This window comes from Candidatus Hydrogenedentota bacterium, from assembly GCA_013359265.1.
Taxonomy (GTDB): Bacteria; Hydrogenedentota; Hydrogenedentia; order Hydrogenedentales; family SLHB01; genus JABWCD01.
Genome location: JABWCD010000023.1, coordinates 55,666 through 72,993, shown reverse-complemented (window position 1 = coordinate 72,993; position 17,328 = coordinate 55,666). Strand labels below are relative to the sequence as shown.

Genomic DNA, 17,328 nt, shown 5'->3' with positions numbered 1-17,328 from the left:
GATTTCCTTCGCGGCGCTACTGAAGGATGGTGCGCGATTTCTGCTTTTCTTCTTCCGGCGTCGCCCCGGCCTTCTCGCGGCGCGGCGCAACCCGCGCCGGATCGGCGCCGAGACGCTCCGCTTCATCAAGGTACCGCCGCGCCTGCGGCAGGTTCTCACTCGCAATCGCGATGTCGCTTTGGAGCAGCCACGGCTCGGGATCGGCCGCATCCGCCTTCGCCGCATCGGCGAGAATTGCCGACGCGATCGCCGGCTGCTCGAGCTCGATCGCAAGCGCACCAAGGCGAACCAACGGCTTCGCATAGTCCGCGGACTGCGTCGCCGCATGCTCGATGTACGCGCGCGCCGCCGTCCAACGCCCCAGTTCCGCGCACCGCCGCACGAGCTGCATCCAAATCGGCGCGGCCCCTTCCTTCGCCAACGGCGCGACACCGTACTCCTTAATGAATGCGTCCGGCCCGCCCGTTTGCGCGCGCGTCGTGCCCAGCATCAGCCACGCGTCCGCGTCGTCCGGATGCAACTGAAGATACCGCTCGAGTTGGTAGAACGCCGGCAACAGTTGACCGTTCGCAAGCGACGCCTCAATCCGCAGTTTGATGGCCTCGCCGCTGCCGGGATTCGCCCTTTCGGCTTCCTGCGCCTTCACTTCCGCGTCGCGCACCTTTTCGATCAGCGGCTTCAATTGCTCGAGCATCGCCGCTCCCGGCGACTGCGCGTTCCCCGGGGCCGCGAGCGGCGCAACCACCTGCGCCGCGCCGACCGGATTGCCCATCCGCACAAGCAGGTCCGCATAACCCGCCGCAATGTTCGGCGGCAGCGGCCCCAACCGCGCCGCGCGCTGGTAATAATCGTTCGCGCGCAGACGCCCCTCCGTATTGGTGGGATCGGCCGGGTTTGTCGCATACAAGGAACCGAGCGCCGCGGCAATCTCCTGCGATGACGGGCTCAGCCGCAACGCCTCCGTCAGCGCGGCGATCGCTTTGTCGCGCTGGTTCATGAACTGATAAATGCTCCCCAGCGTACCGCGCAACGCCGCGTCGTCCGGTTTCTTTTCCAGCGCCTGCTCGAGCAGGTTCATCGCCGCGCCGAAGTCGCGCTGCGCCTCTTCGCGTTTCGTAAGCGCCGCCGGACGCTGGTTCTCCCGCGCAAGCGTTTCGGCTTCTATCAGCGCGCGCTGACCCGATTCGTACCGCATCGTGCCGAGTCGAATCAGCGGTTCCGGCGTGTACGGCGATTTCAACGCCGCGTCTTCCCACAACTCGACTTCGTTTTGCCATACCCCATTGCGCGTGAACGTGCCCGCCGCCGCCAACAACAAGACCGCGGCCGACGCAAGCCCCGCCGCAAGCTTCAACTTCTTCTTCGTGATCGCCTTCGACACCACCCACGGCGCCAACAGCGCGACGCCGCACAAACTGAAATACAGCGCGCGCTCGCTGAACCGCGTGTACGGCGGAACGAAATACGCCGCCGGTACCAGCGCCACGAGAAACCAAATCAACCCCAGGCCCGCGGCGGATCGCGTCGCCACCAGAATCAGCGCAACAAGACCAAGTCCTACCGCCGTCGAAAACGTCAGGAACGGGTTCGTGCCGGACATCTCGGGATCGAGATAACCGCTCGCCGGCGGAAGATCGTGTTCGATCGCGAGATCGATCGGGTTGATTCCCATCGCCATGCCCAGCGAGTACGCCGCCGACTTCACCGGCGGCGGCACCATTAGCTCGGGATCGAACACCTCGTACGGATTCTTCTCGAGGTTCGACACCGTCATCCACCACGCGCCGAACGCAATCCCTATTGCCCAAAACGCGGCGTGAACGGGAACACGCCTCTTCACGCCCGCGCCGTTCGCAATCCAATCCGCCATCAACACAAACGCCGGCACAAACAGCGCCGAGATGTCGCACGCCCACGCAAGCCCAAAGCTCGCGCCCGCGCCAATGAGCGTGCCCACCGCCCATCCCTCTTCGCGGTCCGCCGCGCGCAACACCAACACAATCGCCAGCAGCGAGAACGTCGTGCACATCAGCGCCGGGCGGCCAATCACCAGGTTCACGCTCTCTGTCGCCAACGGGTGCAGCGCCATCAGCAACCCGCCCAGCATCGCCACGGGCTCGCTGAGTTCGAACCCCGCCTGATCGGGTGCGCGCTTCTTGTTCAACCCCAGCAAGCGCCGCGCGAGAAGATAGACCAGTATTCCGTTCAACGCGTGCAGCACAATGTTCAGCGCGTGATACAGCCCAAGCGAATCCGGCGCGACCTGCCCGTTCAGCGCAATCGTGACCATCGGCAAGAGCGGAATGCCCGTGGACTTCGCGCCCATCGGCGCCATCGCGATCGAGTGTGCTCCCGGATTGCCGGTGATCGCAGTGCGATCGGGATAGGGCAGCGGAATGCCAATCGAATTCGAGTACACGATCAGCGCAACGACTACTATCAAAAACGCGCCAATCCAAACCTGCGCCGCCTCGATTCCCGTACTCCCGTCAAATACGGGTTTGGCAAGCTGATCGTCGAGGTCCGCCTGGCCCGTCAGCTCCTCATCCGCCGACGCCGTTCGGGCGGGTACGGGCGGCTCGCACTCAACTTGCGACGCATTGGTGTCGCGCACGGATTCCTCCGGCGGCGAACCCGTCTCCACTGATTGTTCCGTTACCTCGTCGTGCCCGGCGCTCACGGCAGCCACTTCCTTGATGAGAAACCGCGTTTGAAGAACGCATACTATAGAATGAAGGGGTCAACCCGTTCCAACATCACACGAGGACCGAATTCGTTGATTTCGCGCGACGTGCCTTGCAGGGCGGCGCTGCAACGCCTCCTTCCCGCGCCCGCGACGCGCGGCGCTCCGGGTCGTGCCGGAACCGCCCGCGCACTGGCGGCCACTTCTTTCTCTTGTGCAATTTCTCCAACCAGTGATAGCATGGACCCCGCAAGGCACGCCCTCCGCGGGCCATCTATACCAAAGGAGCCCTCACCGTGAAGAAGCTGTTGGCCGCCTTTGCAGTTCTGGTCCTGTCTATCTGCGCGGGGTGCGGCGGGTCGCAATCCGCCGCGAAGAACGAACCGCCCGACGAGTCCAAAGCGACCCGTCCGAAGAATCTCAACGACCTCGCCGATAAGGCAGGCGTCCAGGCACCCAACCCCGGGGGCTAGCATCCCCGCCTCGGACTCGCGCCCACGCCCCGTAACCCTACCCCGCCGGGGAAGCCGATTTCTCTCGAGTGCAGCAAAGGGCATGAAGCCCACCAGAGCGGCGCGAAGGTCGATGTCACCACCGTTCCAGCCCCGGCGGTGCCTGCCCAGCCCCCCAAAGTCATCGAACCGCTCCCGCAAGCGTATCAACCAACAAATGCACCTCATTATCATTAAAATTAGGGTAAACTTACGTAATATTGATTAAGCTGAGAAATATCGATTGAAAAATATTAAACTCTGATTTAGTATTGACAAATGAGTCAGCTTTCACTGCCCCCGTGGCTCTCCGTGTTCAATGACGCAGACCTTCTATTCCTGAAACGTTTCCTGCTCGCCTCCGGCTCTCTCAAGCAGCTCGCGGAAGTCTACGGCGTCTCCTACCCCACCATTCGTGCGCGCCTCGACCGGCTCATCGAACGCGTCAACGCCGTCGAAGCCCCCGCCACTGGCGACTCCTTCGAGCAACTCGTCGAAACGCTCGTCACCCACGGCGTAATGCTCACCGGCACCGGCCGCACCCTCCTCCAGACCCACAGGCGCATCCTCAAGGAAACAACCGAACGCGCCGCCCGCAACGCGACATCCCCCCCAACCGAAGACGAATGGCAGGAATAAGCCGGGACAACAGGTGCCCATTCGCGCGCAGTTAAATGTGGCGCAGCCGCCAACCATGGCGCGATCTCCAAGTTGCCTTTGAATCCCTTCGGCCCCTTTTGGTCCTTTGGATTCCCTTGATCCTTGGGTCCTTTTAGTCCCTTTGGTCCCTTTCGTCCTTTCGATCCCGTCACAGTCTTCAATGTGCCATCTGATGCGACGATTTCAACAGAGCACGCCTCTACTGAGTACGGTTTCCGCCTTTTCCCCGAAGGGGATGTAGCGCGCAGCAAAGGGTTGGTCCACTGACGCCGCTTCGACGCAGGTGGATGGATCTACCCTGGGAAGGGACGCCACCTACAAATCTTTCAACCCTGTACGGGTTACAGCTTTCTTGTCCGAGGCCTAAAGAAGTGGCACCCGCTCAATCGACGCCGACGATCGTGCTCCTGCGCTCGAACAACACAACATCGCGCCATACCCCGTTCAGCTTGCCCAACTGTTTGCGCGTGCCGATCTCGCGGAACCCGCACCGGGTGTGCAGCGCAATGCTGATCGTATTCTCGGGAAAGATGCCCGCCTGAATCGTCCAGATGCCGTGTCGTTCCGATTCGGCGATGATCGCCTGCAACAGCGCCCGGCCGATGCCCTGCCCCCGCGCGCGTTCCGCGATGTAAATGCTCACTTCCGCCACGCCGCTATACGCGGACCGCACGGAGAACGGCCCCAACGCCGCCCACCCCACAACAATATCCCCGCGCCGCGCGACCAACCGGCAATGTTTCAAATGCCGCCCGTTCCACACCTCCCACGTCGGCGGCTCCGTCTCGATGGACGCGTTCCCAGTCGCAATCCCCTCCGCATAGATGTCGCGCACGGCGTCCCAATCGGCGTCGTACATCTCGCCGATCGTCACATCCGCCCCAACTGTCCGCGCAATCGCCATCGTCTCCACGAATTCTCCAACCAAGTTGGAGAATTATTTTAGGGAGTGCGCCCAACTTGCGCAAGAATTTGCCATCACCAAAACGGGGCTTCTCATGCGTGCAGTTAGTCGGGCACGCAACCCGCGAAGTCGCGCCAGTGCTATACTGCCGCGTGCCGCAGGAGGTCCAACATTATGCGAGGATTCGTGCTAGCCCTGGCGCTCGTGATCCCTTCGCTACATACGCAGGCGTACGTAGGAGTCTCTACTCTGCACGAAGTCGTTGACAACTCGGACGCGATATACGTTGCGAAAGTGGTTGAGATCATCGAATACAAGTCCTATAAGATCGCGAAGGCTCGGGTGAGCGACATACTGAAAGGCCCGCATTACGAATTCGCCTTTTTCCGCGCCGTTTCTACATGGACGTGCGATATCAGTTCGGCCGAGCTTGGCGAGGATGTCGTTCTGGTATTGAACGACAACGTTGATCGGACCATCGTTGACTCGGACAAATACACGAGAGCGACATTCGACGGTGTTTCTGAATTGGAAGCACGGCGGCTAAGCGAGACGCATGTCCCGCTGGCGCTAACGAACAACGAGCGGTTCTACGATCTCGCGTTCTTTGGTCGGGGATATATCCCGATATACAGGTATAACGGCGCAAGGCGAGTTGAAGTATTTGGCGACCTGTATTTGCCCGACGATTTGAAACTGAAGCGAAGCAAATTGGGGCGGGGATACCAATGCGCTGACTTGCACGACTTCCTTGTCGTCGTTAAAGACGCCATTGCACGGCCAGACACAACTAACATGCGTTATGCGTGGTTTAGGGAAGCGTCGAAACGAACTGAAGACGCGCACAAAGAGAGAGCGCTTGGCAAGTCTTCAACGCTGCGTCATGGCAGGTAGCCGAAAAATGCGATAGTATTCTGGGTTACTTTTCACTGAGGGAAATCTGTATGCGCTTCGTATTCATATTTCGTGTCATCGCGCCCGCGTTGTGCCTGGCGCTTATCGGCTGTGCCACGGCAAATGCGCCGTCAACCGCAACCACGCTCGAACCCAAAGCAAGCGCATCCGACGCGTCCCCCAAAAAACTCGGGCAAAAGGAAAAAATCCCCGGCTTCGCGATGACGCACAACGTCAAAAAAGACGGCTCCCCCAACGGCGAATCCTTCGTCACCGAAGCGGACTTCCGCGTTGCCGATTACATCGGTTCCGGCGGCGTCTCCGTCGAAGGCGACGTGTGCCACCTCGCCGAAGGCAACGACATGACCGGCATCACCTGGATCGGCCCCCTCCCAAAAATGAACTTCGAAGTCACCCTCGAAGCCCAACGCACCGCCGGCAGCGACTTCTTCTGCGGCCTCACCGTCCCTTACAACGACAGCAACGTCTCTCTCGTCGTCGGCGGTTGGGGCGGACGCCTCGTCGGCATCTCCTCGCTCGATTGGCTCGACGCCTCCGAAAACGGCACCGCCAAATGGCGCGACTTCGACAACAACAAGTGGTACTCCATCCGCCTCCGGATCACTCCCGAACGTATCGAAGCCTGGATCGACGGCGAACAATTCGTCGACGTCGAAACCAAAGACCGCGGCGTCGGCATTCGCTTCGAAATGGACCCCACCCGCCCCCTCGGCGTCGCCACCTGGCGCACCGCCGGCGCCATAAAAAACATCCGCCTCCGAGCCTTCGAAGAGGGAAGACCATGAGCCCGCTCGCAGTCGATGAGTTCTCAATAGAGCATAGTTAGAATTAACTCGTTACGAAGTTTCCACTTCGTAACGCGCTCTTGAAAAGCTCTGCTTTGTCTTCTTTTGCGATCTACGAACCCAAACGATGTCGCATCAAGGAGCATAGAAAACTGAACGGTTACACGATTTACCGTAAGAGCATTGGCCCTGCGATTCGCCTGTTGGTGTGGACAGTAGGGATCGCTTTCGCCGTTGCATCCGAACTCGGTAGCGTGCCCCCCGGCGGATTCCAATCGCCCGAAGCCGATCCCCGCTTCGCTCCCGAGGCCGGCGTCAAACCGCTCAACAACCTTGTCTTCGAACTGGTCAACCAGGAATCCCCCGGCACCGAACCGCACACCTTCCGCAACCCACGGGACGGCTGGATTTACATCCGCGTTCTTCCGACGGGCGACAACGCCCCCACCTCAATCCTTCTTGACGACACAACCGTCGCGCTAAAAAAGTTTGGCGGACACCTCGAAGCGATGCGCTACGTCTCCGCAGGCGCGCATACCGTTGCGCTCAACGATCAACACGAACCGGCCAAACGCCTGGAAGTGCGTGCCATCGGCGAACTCGTCTACGCGACCTACGGAGACAATCCGCACATCGCGGAGACCGGCGTCTACACCTGGGAGTATCTCCGCGAACACTGCCTCGACCATTACAACAGCATCATTGGCACGACTACGCGAACAGAGGACGGCAAGAGCGCACAGGAAGCGGAAATTCGCGAGTGGACCGCCGAGGGCAAGCGTTGGTTCGTCCGCGAGGACGTACCCTACGATGTATCGACGGTGGACGAAGCCTACGATCGCTGGTCGAACTCGTTGGGCATGCAGCACCCGCTGATGAGCGGCATCTGGGCGGACGAATTCGGGGTCGGCGAAAAGTACGGCAAGCAAACTGCGGAGATGTATCCCATTTGGATCGGCGCGATTAAAAAACTTCGCGCGGACCCCGCCTTCTCGAATCGCATCTTCTACGCCTACGGCCCCTCGCGCCTATTGCCCGCCGAACGGTTCGAGCAGATGTACCCCTTCATCCAAACCATCGTGGAATGCGGCTACCGGCTCGGGCCCGAATGGTACCTCCCCGAATCCCAATCGCGGCCGGGTCGAGTGATCGTCGAAACCGGAGACCTGCTTGCCGAGTTCAGTCCCGCGTGGGAAATGGCCAGCCGCGAATCGTTCGAGCGCGCGAGCAAGGGCGCGGCAACGGAGCGGCTCGTCGTCGTGTCGCTCCTGTCCGAGCCCGGATGGGAGACGGGCGACCTGTTTCCAAACTACGACTTCAACGTCTTTCTCGATTGCGAAATGCAGTTCATCTCGACCGACTCCGCATTCTTCGGCGTCCGTGGGCTGCACGGCTACGTCTCCGGCTACTGCGCCGAGGAGCAGACACGCCTCTTCGCGAAACTCGTCCGCCACTACGCCATCGAGGGCAACACCCACCGTTTCCTCGCCGATCCCTACGTCCTCAGGCACATTCAAAACGCAGACCTCGCAAACGGAACCGACGGGTGGACGCTAAGCCCCGCAATCGACACGCTGGGACAAGAGAGCATCGCCGTCAAGACCGTTCCCGGTTTCGGCACCTTGCAGGCGAAGTACCATGGCCCCGAAGGCGCTGGCGATGTGGCATTGTGGACCCGCCGCTGCGGCGACAAGCCGAACGTCATCTCGCAGCAAATTCAAAACCTCACCCCCGGCCGGCTCTACTCGCTCCGCTTCATCACCGGCGATTTCCAGGGACTCGGAAACGGCGCGTCGAATCGCAGACAACACGCCGTCTCCGCGACCATCCAAAACGCCGACCGGATGATGGAAAAATGCTTCCAGGCAATCGTCCAATGCGGCTACTGGCAACCCTATGGCGAATTCAATTCCAGCAACCCCTACTGGATCAATTACCATCAATACGTGTTTCGTGCGCACGCAATCAACGCCGAATTGCGACTCTCCGATTGGCCCTCAGACAACCCCCCCGGCGCCGACATCGGACAAGAACTAATCTGGAACTTCATCCAGGTGCAACCGTATTTCGAGTAGTCGCGAACATCCGAGTTCCGATTCGGCTACGTTGAATGCAGCCCTCCTTTGCTCGTGACGAAGCTTCCACGTCGTGACGCACTCTTGAAAAGCTCCGCTTTGATCTTCCCCCGCACAACCCACGCAAATTCACTCGTCGATACGCAGCGTCACAATCCCGCTCGCGGGTATCGCGATGCCCCCGGACACCGCCGCCCCCTTGCGCTCCGTCAGGTCGCTATGCCAGACAGACCGCGCATCGTTCCCCGGCCGCGACAGCGTCGCAACGACCGGCCGGCCGGACATGTTCGCCAGCCGCACGATCGTCGCCTTGCCGTCCTCACTCTGCTTGATCGCCGTCACGAACACCGACTCCGGCGAGACAGCCAACGGCGCAGCGCGATCGGTCGCATCCTTTTCCACCGGTATCACAACGAATGGTTGCGTCATCCCCACGGCAAACTGCTCGACGGCGCACTGATCGAACATTCCATGCGGCATGATCGTGTACCGGAACAGGTGGTTGCCGCTCTGGGAATCGCGGTAGTTCGTATGCCAATAGTTGTTCATGACGTACGAGAGGACCGTCTGCGTCGGCTCGAGCCGCGTTATCCACGGCGACTCCGCCGTCGGACTTCCCAGTTCGACCAGTGGCGCGTCGATTGGCGCCCACGCCACGCCGTAATCCTGGTTCGCGACATCGACCCAACGCTGCACCGTAATCCAGTTCTTGCACGACCCGGGCAACTGATCGTATTCGGGCCGCATCACGCTCCACGCAAGGCTCGTGCGCACCACGCCGTCCGGCACGTTAAACGGAAACGCGAAGTGGACGCCCTCTTTCTTGCGCTGTTGGTGTTTGTCGATCCAGTTCCCGATCGAGAGATAGGGCATGCCGTCGACGACTGATATCTCGCGCACCACGCCGTTCGTGCTCGGCGCGCTCGTCGTCACTCTCAACGTTGCAACCACCGGGCCGTTGTCCACGATTTCGATGGTGGCGCGCCCCGCGCGCATCGCGCCTTTCGGGTCCGTTCCCGGCACGTAGAGGTATTCGTTCAGCCCAGGGCCGGCGGCCTGGTTCACAAGGTCCGCGGAAATGTTCCGCGCGGTCAACGATGAAATCGTCCCGTCTTTCAGATTCACAACCGCGGTAACCGATCCATTGCGAATCGTCGTACCATCGATCTGCGCCGCGCCCTCGGCCGTGGCCCTTCCACGCACGACGGTGTAACGGCGCGCGCTCAGCCCGGGCACATCAGCGGCAACGAAAACCAGATCGCCATTCGCCAGTCGCTGCGACGGTACCGGTCTGCCGTCGCGTTCGACACGATCGCCCACACGGCCGGCGCTCTCGGGGACCGCAACCAGTTGCGAACGCGTGAACGAACACGTGTTGAAGACGAGCAGGCCCTCCGCTGTGCCGCTGGCGCGCAGCCCTTGCACGGCGTCGTCTACCAGCGTGCGCGACTGCTTGTCCGCGTCCACCGCAAACGCCTGCTTGATGTCCCACTGCGCCTTGACGAAATCCGAATCCGGTTCGCTGATGCTGTTGTGCGCGCCCCACGTATGTTCGTCATACAGGATTACGTTCCTCCACGCCTCCCGGAACCGATCCAGCGGATACGTCTGCGGCGAAAGCAGCGACCACAATACTTCCGCTTGCACCAACCGTTCCGCGGCGCGGCGGTTGAGCGCCGTCTCCCGCGCCGACGACGCCGCACCATCCTCCCAATACGGCGTTAAGTCGCCCGAGAACGACGGAATGCGGTCCCCGTAACGCTGCTCGAAGTCGGCGAAGCATTCTCTCACCAGCGCGATCCGCAACTTGGGCTGGACATACTTTGCGTTCCAATCTTTGACCGTGTCGGCAATCGTGGTATCGGGCGGCCCGTTATCGCCCCCGATGTTGTACCGCAGTTGAACGACATCGTATGGATAGTTGGACGCTTCCAATTCGTTCAGGTAGGTGACCACCTTGTCGCCAACCGATCCCGCCTTGCCATGGAACCACGAATAACCCTGCGCGGCGATCCAGCACAGGACCTTCTCCTGGCCCGACGGCGACACCCAATAGAACGGCCGATCGCCCCACGCGCTGAGGGTCGTCCCAATGCGGTCGCTTCGGTTCGGCCCGACCGAAAAATAGCGCACGCCGCTTTGCGCGAACACCGGCACAATGCCCCACGTGTACCCCGGCACATCACTGATCATCGCGGTGTCGATCGGCACATCGAGCTCGTCGCGCACCCGGCACGCATAGCTCGTCAACCGCACCAATTCCTCCGGGCGGCACAGCGCAGTCAACTCGTTTCCGTACAGCGCGTCGAGACCGATCGCGCCGCCGCGGACCGCCTCGGCAAACGCCGCCCGCTTTTCCGACGGGGCTGCCCGCAGATACGAGTCGACAGCCCACATGACTTCCGAGTTCCACTTGAACCGGCTGCCGTCGGGATACTCCTTGGTACGCTCCGATTCCGCCAGCGCGTCATCCAGAAAACGCACCTGATCGGCTTCCACCTCCGTCTGCACCTTCGTGTAGCCAATGTCCACGTGCGAATGAGGCAACAGGTACACCGTCCAGTCGCGCACCGGCCGCAACACGACCGTTGCGCTGCCCGCCGGTTTCCCCCGCACCGCCAGCGACACCTCTGCCACGCGCTCGTCCGCAATCGCGGGCACGGCAATGTCGATCGTGTTTTGACCCGAGACGAGTTCAACGCGCCGCTGTCCTGCGGACTCGATTCGAACAGCAGCCTTCGTGGGTTTGCCGGGATTTGCGATGTTCAATCGGACATACTGGCGCTGCCCCTTGCTGTCTTCCGACAAAAGCTGCAGCGGGACCGCCGAAACCAATGCGACAGCGCCCGGCTCGTCCCCGTACGCCTGCACCCCCAGCCCCAGCAGGCAAACCCCCACAACAAACAAAGCGATTCCGGTACGCATAGTAGATCCCCCTCTACTCGGTGACCGCCACAAAGTATACGCCAGCCCCGCCCGGCGATACACCGTCCGGTAAGATAAGCAAACGTCCTGACAGGCGTCCCGAAATTCCCAACTCGTTGCGGAGTCTCGCCCGCGGCGGCGGCGCTTCCTCGCCTTACAGCACCACGACTCGCGACTCGCCTCTCAAGTGCAACACGGTGGGCTAAGGTATAGACATAGGCCATTGCCTGTCCACCGCCCGTCGCCTATACTCGACCCGACACCCGAGTCTTGGCGATGCGGAGGTGCGGTCCATGGCCACCGTGGTATTCACGCTGAACGGCGAGACAAAGTCGGTCACGACGGACGCCGCGCGCACCGTGCTCGAGGTGTTGCGCGAAGACCTCGACACCACCGGCGCGAAGTACGGCTGCGGCGAAGGCTCCTGCCGCGCGTGCGTCGTGCTCGTCGACGGCAGACCCGTAACGTCGTGCCAGACGCCGCTGTCGAAAATCGAGGGCAAGAGTGTTGTGACCATCGAAGGACTCGCGCAGGGCGACGCGCTGCATCCCGTCCAGGAAGCGTTCGTCGCCGAGGGCGCGATGCAATGCGGCTACTGCGTGCCCGGCATGATCCTCACCGCCGTCGCGCTGTTGAAAGCCAACCCGCAACCCACGCGCGCGCAAATCGTCGAGTTCATGGACGGCAACCTCTGTCGCTGCTGTAACTATCCGAACATCGTCCGCGCCATCGAGCGCGCCGCACTCCAGATGCAAGGAGCGGCGAAATGAATCGCGAACTTGAAGCCATCGAACCGGAACGCTACGAACTGGCCGAACCGCCGCGCTACGTGTTTAGCCTGTCGCGCCGCGCGTTCGTGCAAAGCGTCGGCGCGGGCCTGCTTATCACCGCGATCGCCGACGGCGGTTTCGCGCAGGAACGCGGCGGGCGCGGCGAACAGAATCGACCCGCCGCCGGCCGCTTCCACGTCGACAAAGCCGGCCGCATCACCGCGTTCACCGGCAAAGTCGAAGTAGGCCAGGGCGCGCGCACGCAATTGACGATGGCCGCCGCCGAGGAATTGCACGTGCCGCTCTCGGCGATCGCGCTTGTGATGGCGGACACGTCGATTGTACCGAACGACGGCATCACCGCCGGCAGCCGCACCACGCCAAGCACCGTGCCCGCAATGCGCAAGGCCGCCGCCGCCGCGCGCGAACTGCTCCTCGAACTCGCATGCAGGAAATGGAACGTCTCGACCGATGGCGCGGCCATGCGCGACGGGACGATCGAGCATTCGTCCGGTAAGAAGTTGACGCTTGCCGAGTTGGTCGCGGACGCGGGCGATATCGACGCGGCGCTGCGCGAGCGTTCCTCGAGCGACGCCACACTCGCCGCGCCGGACGCGTGGACCATTCTGGGCAAGACTACTCCGCGCATTAACGCCGCGGACGTCGTCACCGGAAAGCACCGTTACACCTCCGACATGAAACGTCCGGGCATGCTCTACGGCGGTGTGTTGCGCCCACCAAGTTACGGCGCAGAGTTGGTCGAAGTCGATCTGAAAGCGGTCGAAAATATGGACGGCATAATCGCCGTGCGCGACGGCGCGTTTGTCGGCGTCGCCGCTCCCACGTCGTATGACGCGCAGAAAGCGATTACCGCGCTCGCATCCACGGCGAAATGGTCCGAAGCCCCGCCGCAACCCTCGAGCGAAGAACTCTTCGCGCATCTCAAGGCGAGCGTGCGCGAAGGTTCCGGCCGCCAGCGTTCGCGCGAAGATGCCGCGGGCGACGTGGACGCCGCCCTGAGCACCGCAAGAAATGTCCTACGCGCGGAATATCACATCCCGTACATCCAGCACGCGCCGATGGAGACGCGCGCCGCCGTCGCCGAGTTCGAGGGCGACGACCTCACCGTCTGGACCGGCACGCAAAATCCGTTCGGCGTAGTCGGCGATGTTGCTGAAGCGCTCGGTATGCCTCCAGGCAACGTGCGCGTCATCGTGCCCGATACCGGCGGCGGCTTCGGCGGAAAGCATCAGGGCGACGCCGCGGTCGAGGCGGCGCGCCTCGCGAAAGCGGCAAAGCGTCCCGTCTCGCTGCAATGGACGCGCAAGGAAGAATTCACATGGGCTTACTTCCGGCCCGCCGGCGTGATCGAGATCGCCGCCGTGCTGGACGAAGCGGGAAAGCTGCTCGCGTGGGACTTCACCAACTACAACTCCGGTACCTCGGGCATCGCCTGCCCCTACGCCACGCCAAACGAGCGGACCCGATTCCGGAACACCGATTCGCCGTTGCGCCAAGGCTCGTACCGCGCGCTCGGGTCCACCGCAAACAACTTCGCGCGTGAAGCGTTCATCGATGAACTCGCCGCGGCCGCGAAGACCGATCCGCTGACATTTCGACAAGAACTACTGGAAGAACCCCGCCTCAAGGCCGTACTGAACGCAGCCGCGGAAAAGTTCGATTTCGCGAACCGCCGCAAGAATGCCGCGAAGAATACCGGCTACGGAATCGCCTGCGGCACCGAGAAGGGTTCATTCGTTGCGTCGTGCGCGGAAGTCACCGTCAACCCCGCCACGAATGAGTACGCCATTGGCCGCACGTGCACCGCGTTCGAGTGCGGCGCGATTCATAACCCGCAAAATCTACAAGCGCAAGTCGAAGGCTGCGTCGTGATGGGTCTCGGCGCGGTCCTGCGCGAAGCAATGGTTTTCGAAGGAGGCAAGATCGCCAATCCCCACTTCACCCAATACGAAGTCCCGCGCTTCAGCGACGTCCCCGAACACGAAATCATCCTCCTCAACCGCCCCGACCTGCCCTCCGCCGGCGCCGGCGAAACCCCCATCATAGCCATCGCCCCCGCCATCGCCAACGCAATTTTTCAAGCGGCCGGAAAACCGCTCCACGCACTACCCCTCAAACTCGCATAGCCGCGAAAGATCGCAAAAAAACTTTTCACCATTTCTTGTGAATTCTCTTTGTGGTCTTTGTGTTCCCTTGTGGCTATTTCCAATTCGAATCAATTATCGAGCGCCCGTGCCGCCACTTCTTCCTTCAGCTTCGCGACGAGCGCGTCGAGCGTTTGCGCGCCGAGATCTCCTTTGCGCCGATGTCGAATCGCCGCGGACATGCTCGCCTGTTCGCGTTCGCCCACGACGAGCATGTACGGCACCTGTCGCGTCTGCGCCTGGCGAATCTTGTACTTCATTGTGTCGGGACCCAAGTCCGCTTCGGCGCGCAGGCCCGCTTCCTGCAACCGGTCGCGCACGTACTTCGCGTAGTTGTCGAACGCGTCAGCCACCGGCACGACGACCGCCTGTACCGGCGCGAGCCACAGCGGAAACGCACCGGCGAAGTGCTCGATCAGAATGCCAAGAAACCGCTCGATCGACCCGTAGATCACCCGGTGAATCACCACCGGCCGGTGCCGATTGCCGTCCGGCCCAATGTACTCGAGATCGAACTTCTCCGGCATCGCGAAATCGAGCTGAATCGTCGCGCACTGCCACGAGCGTTTGAGACTGTCGCGAATGTGGAAGTCGATCTTCGGTCCGTAAAACGCGCCGTCGCCTTCGTTGATCTTGAACGGCATGCCCTTCGCCTCGAGCGCGTTGCGCAGCGCCGTCGTCGCCTTTTCCCACACTTCGTCCGAACCGATCGACTTCTCCGGCCGCGTGCTGAGTTCCACGCCGTACTCGAACCCGAACGCCGTGTACACGTAACCGACGAAATCGATAATCGCGAGCACCTCGTCCTGGATTTGCTCCGGCGTGAGGAACAGGTGCGCATCGTCCTGCGTGAACATGCGCACGCGCGTAAGCCCGTGCAGCACGCCCGACTTCTCGTGCCGGTGTACCGTCCCCACTTCCGCGAGCCGCAACGGCAGGTCGCGGTAACTGCGCAGATCGGTCTTGAACACCAGCATGCTGCCCGGACAGTTCATCGGCTTCACCGCAAAGTCGCGCTCGTCGATCTGCGTGAAGTACATGTTCTCTTTGTAGTGGTCCCAGTGGCCCGACTGCTCCCACAAGACGCGATCGAGAATCATCGGCGTGCGGATTTCCGAGTAGCCGCGCTTCACGTGCTCCTCGCGCCAGAACTGCATCAGCGCGTTCAACACCACCATGCCGTTCGGATGGAAGAACGGAAACCCCGGGCCGTAGGGCTGAAAGCTGAACAGATCGAGTTGGCGCCCAAGCTTGCGGTGATCGCGCTTCTCCGCCTCCGCGCGGAATGCGAGGTACTCGTCCAACTCCTTCTTGCTCGGAAACGCCGTGCCGTAAATGCGCTGCAACATCGGGCGTTTCTCGTCGCCGCGCCAATACGCTCCCGCTACGCTCAACAGCTTGAATGCCTTGATGCGCCCGGTCGACGGCAGGTGCGGGCCGCGGCACAGATCCGTAAAATCGCCGTTCTGGTAGTACGTGATTGGCGCATCCACGGGCAGGTCTTCGATCAACTCGACTTTGTACGTGTCGTTCAATGCGCGGAACCGCGCAAGCGCCTCGTCGCGCCCCACCTCGATGCGCTGAAACGCCAGGTCTTCCTGGACAACCTTCGCCATCTCCGCTTCGATCGCCGGGAAATCCTCTTCGGTGATCGGCGCGTCCAGCTCCATGTCGTAGTAAAAACCGTCCTCGATCGCCGGGCCAATCGCCAGTTTCGTGTTCGGGCGCAACCGCATGATCGCCGTCGCCATCACGTGCGCGCAGCTATGCCGGAACACGTCCTGCCCCGCGCGCGAATCGAAGGTGAGAATCTCGACCGTATCTCCATCGGCCAGCGGCGTCGGCAGGCTCTTTACCTCGCCATTGATGCGCGCGCCCATCGCCGCCTTCGCCAACCGCGGCCCAATCGCCGCCGCCAAATCCAACGCCGAACTCCCCGGCGCCATCTCCCGCGCCGACCCGTCCGGCAGCTTAATCGTCATCATCTGGACACCCACTCCAACCGATTCGCCACGGCTAACCGCCTTATGCCCCTTGGGAATATGCACATAGACCGGTCGCCTCACCACACCACAAAACCGTGCAATTGTGCCACGCACCCGCATCGAATTGCGAGAGGTCCGGGTGTCGCTCGAATGGGATTGCGGCAGCCCCCGAACATGGCATTCAGCACGAAGCCCCAAAACCATCGCCCGACTGCGGACTTAGCGGAGTGTTTTTCTGGAATTTATACATAATATCTTGACAAATGCGCCGTATATCCCTAGTATTGTGGCCGTGAGCGCCTATTCACAGAACGTGGCCAAATGGGCCGTCGTGGTAGCAACCGGGGGACTGGTCGCCGGGCTCCTGGCGGTCTACCCATCGCTGTCCAGGGTCGGCCGGGACATGGGTGTACCGGTGGCCGCGGCAACGGTTTCAGCCGAGGTCAAGCCGACGCCGATCGATGGGGGCAACGCCCTGGCCTTTGCCAAGGCGCTCCAGGCCAACGATTGCGACGAGGTGATCCGCTTGACAGCATGGATGTCGGACCGGCTGCGGCGCGTGGCGCTCGAGTCGTCCGACCCGGTGTACGTTGCGAAGGCGCGCAAGAAACTGTGCGAGAAGATTCTCGCGCGGCCCTACGAGGACAACGTGCTGCGCAAGGAAGGGATCGACGATCAGTTTGTGTTTGCGCCGGGAGCGCAGCTCGAGGTCGTGTCCAAGGACGATGGCCGTTCGGATTTGGGTACCGCCGTGGCCGAGCGCGTGTGGATTCGCGTGACGTATCCGCGGCGCGAGACGGCGCCGCTTGCGCCCGTCGCGGCGGGCAGCCCGGACATGAAGCCGGTGCGGCAGTGGACCGTTGGCGTGAACATCGCCCGCGAGGGCGAACAGGTGTTGAAGGCCGCCGTACAAGGGAACCTGGAGATCAAGAGGGATTCGGCCGTGTTCGATTGGCCGCAGTAGCCGCAG

General features: G+C 61.9%; 12 protein-coding genes. 8 read left to right on the top strand and 4 right to left on the bottom strand.

Going from position 1 to position 17,328, the window contains the following annotated elements:
- Window positions 1-16 precede the first annotated feature (16 nt).
- On the bottom strand, window positions 17-2,680 hold the full coding sequence (locus tag HUU46_18950) for a tetratricopeptide repeat protein (GenBank protein NUM55724.1): 2,664 nt from the start codon (window positions 2,678-2,680) through the stop codon (window positions 17-19).
- 299 nt (window positions 2,681-2,979) lie between these two features.
- Between HUU46_18950 and HUU46_18945 the strand changes: the two genes are divergently transcribed.
- Both HUU46_18945 and HUU46_18940 read left to right on the top strand, forming a co-directional pair.
- Entirely contained in the window at window positions 2,980-3,156 is a 177-nt protein-coding gene (locus tag HUU46_18945) for a hypothetical protein (protein ID NUM55723.1), read from the top strand.
- 297 nt (window positions 3,157-3,453) lie between these two features.
- Window positions 3,454-3,813 carry a DUF2089 family protein gene (locus tag HUU46_18940; protein NUM55722.1) on the top strand — a complete coding sequence of 120 codons (360 nt, stop codon included), beginning with the start codon at window positions 3,454-3,456 and terminating at the stop codon, window positions 3,811-3,813.
- 403 nt (window positions 3,814-4,216) lie between these two features.
- On the opposite strand, the gene HUU46_18935 is transcribed toward HUU46_18940, so the two are convergent.
- Window positions 4,217-4,738, bottom strand: a complete 522-nt coding sequence (locus HUU46_18935) for an N-acetyltransferase family protein (protein ID NUM55721.1) — start codon at window positions 4,736-4,738, stop codon at window positions 4,217-4,219.
- Between the two features lie 174 nt (window positions 4,739-4,912).
- Between HUU46_18935 and HUU46_18930 the strand changes: the two genes are divergently transcribed.
- The 3 genes from HUU46_18930 to HUU46_18920 all read left to right on the top strand — a co-directional run bounded on the left by HUU46_18930 (window position 4,913) and on the right by HUU46_18920 (window position 8,513).
- Window positions 4,913-5,632: a hypothetical protein gene (locus tag HUU46_18930; protein ID NUM55720.1), complete on the top strand. Its 720-nt coding sequence runs from the start codon at window positions 4,913-4,915 to the stop codon at window positions 5,630-5,632.
- A gap of 221 nt (window positions 5,633-5,853) precedes the next feature.
- Window positions 5,854-6,438, top strand: coding sequence for a DUF1080 domain-containing protein (locus tag HUU46_18925; GenBank protein ID NUM55719.1), 585 nt, complete (start codon window positions 5,854-5,856; stop codon window positions 6,436-6,438).
- Between the two features lie 95 nt (window positions 6,439-6,533).
- Entirely contained in the window at window positions 6,534-8,513 is a 1,980-nt protein-coding gene (locus HUU46_18920) for a hypothetical protein (protein NUM55718.1), read from the top strand.
- 129 nt (window positions 8,514-8,642) lie between these two features.
- Here HUU46_18920 and HUU46_18915 read toward each other — a convergent pair whose 3' ends face one another.
- Window positions 8,643-11,438 carry a hypothetical protein gene (locus tag HUU46_18915; protein ID NUM55717.1) on the bottom strand — a complete coding sequence of 932 codons (2,796 nt, stop codon included), beginning with the start codon at window positions 11,436-11,438 and terminating at the stop codon, window positions 8,643-8,645.
- Between the two features lie 293 nt (window positions 11,439-11,731).
- On the opposite strand from HUU46_18915, the gene HUU46_18910 reads away from it, so the two are divergent.
- Window positions 11,732-12,208 carry a (2Fe-2S)-binding protein gene (locus HUU46_18910; protein ID NUM55716.1) on the top strand — a complete coding sequence of 159 codons (477 nt, stop codon included), beginning with the start codon at window positions 11,732-11,734 and terminating at the stop codon, window positions 12,206-12,208.
- Window positions 12,205-14,355 carry a xanthine dehydrogenase family protein molybdopterin-binding subunit gene (locus tag HUU46_18905; protein NUM55715.1) on the top strand — a complete coding sequence of 717 codons (2,151 nt, stop codon included), beginning with the start codon at window positions 12,205-12,207 and terminating at the stop codon, window positions 14,353-14,355. Before HUU46_18910 ends, HUU46_18905 begins: the two co-directional genes overlap by 4 nt.
- A gap of 89 nt (window positions 14,356-14,444) precedes the next feature.
- Here HUU46_18905 and thrS read toward each other — a convergent pair whose 3' ends face one another.
- Window positions 14,445-16,358 (bottom strand): threonine--tRNA ligase, encoded by a 1,914-nt coding sequence (gene thrS, locus HUU46_18900; protein ID NUM55714.1) that lies wholly within the window; start codon window positions 16,356-16,358, stop codon window positions 14,445-14,447.
- A gap of 292 nt (window positions 16,359-16,650) precedes the next feature.
- Between thrS and HUU46_18895 the strand changes: the two genes are divergently transcribed.
- Window positions 16,651-17,322: a hypothetical protein gene (locus HUU46_18895; GenBank protein NUM55713.1), complete on the top strand. Its 672-nt coding sequence runs from the start codon at window positions 16,651-16,653 to the stop codon at window positions 17,320-17,322.
- Window positions 17,323-17,328 lie beyond the last annotated feature (6 nt).

What these genes read in the sequence shown, in the direction of transcription:
- HUU46_18940 (NUM55722.1), top strand. Translation starts at nt 3,454, where the DNA reads ATGAGTCAGCTTTCACTGCCCCCGTGGCTCTCCGTGTTCAATGACGCA.
- HUU46_18935 (NUM55721.1), bottom strand. Translation starts at nt 4,738, where the DNA reads ATGGCGATTGCGCGGACAGTTGGGGCGGATGTGACGATCGGCGAGATG.
- HUU46_18930 (NUM55720.1), top strand. Translation starts at nt 4,913, where the DNA reads ATGCGAGGATTCGTGCTAGCCCTGGCGCTCGTGATCCCTTCGCTACAT.
- HUU46_18925 (NUM55719.1), top strand. Translation starts at nt 5,854, where the DNA reads ATGACGCACAACGTCAAAAAAGACGGCTCCCCCAACGGCGAATCCTTC.
- HUU46_18915 (NUM55717.1), bottom strand. Translation starts at nt 11,438, where the DNA reads ATGCGTACCGGAATCGCTTTGTTTGTTGTGGGGGTTTGCCTGCTGGGG.
- HUU46_18910 (NUM55716.1), top strand. Translation starts at nt 11,732, where the DNA reads ATGGCCACCGTGGTATTCACGCTGAACGGCGAGACAAAGTCGGTCACG.
- HUU46_18905 (NUM55715.1), top strand. Translation starts at nt 12,205, where the DNA reads ATGAATCGCGAACTTGAAGCCATCGAACCGGAACGCTACGAACTGGCC.
- thrS (NUM55714.1), bottom strand. Translation starts at nt 16,358, where the DNA reads ATGATGACGATTAAGCTGCCGGACGGGTCGGCGCGGGAGATGGCGCCG.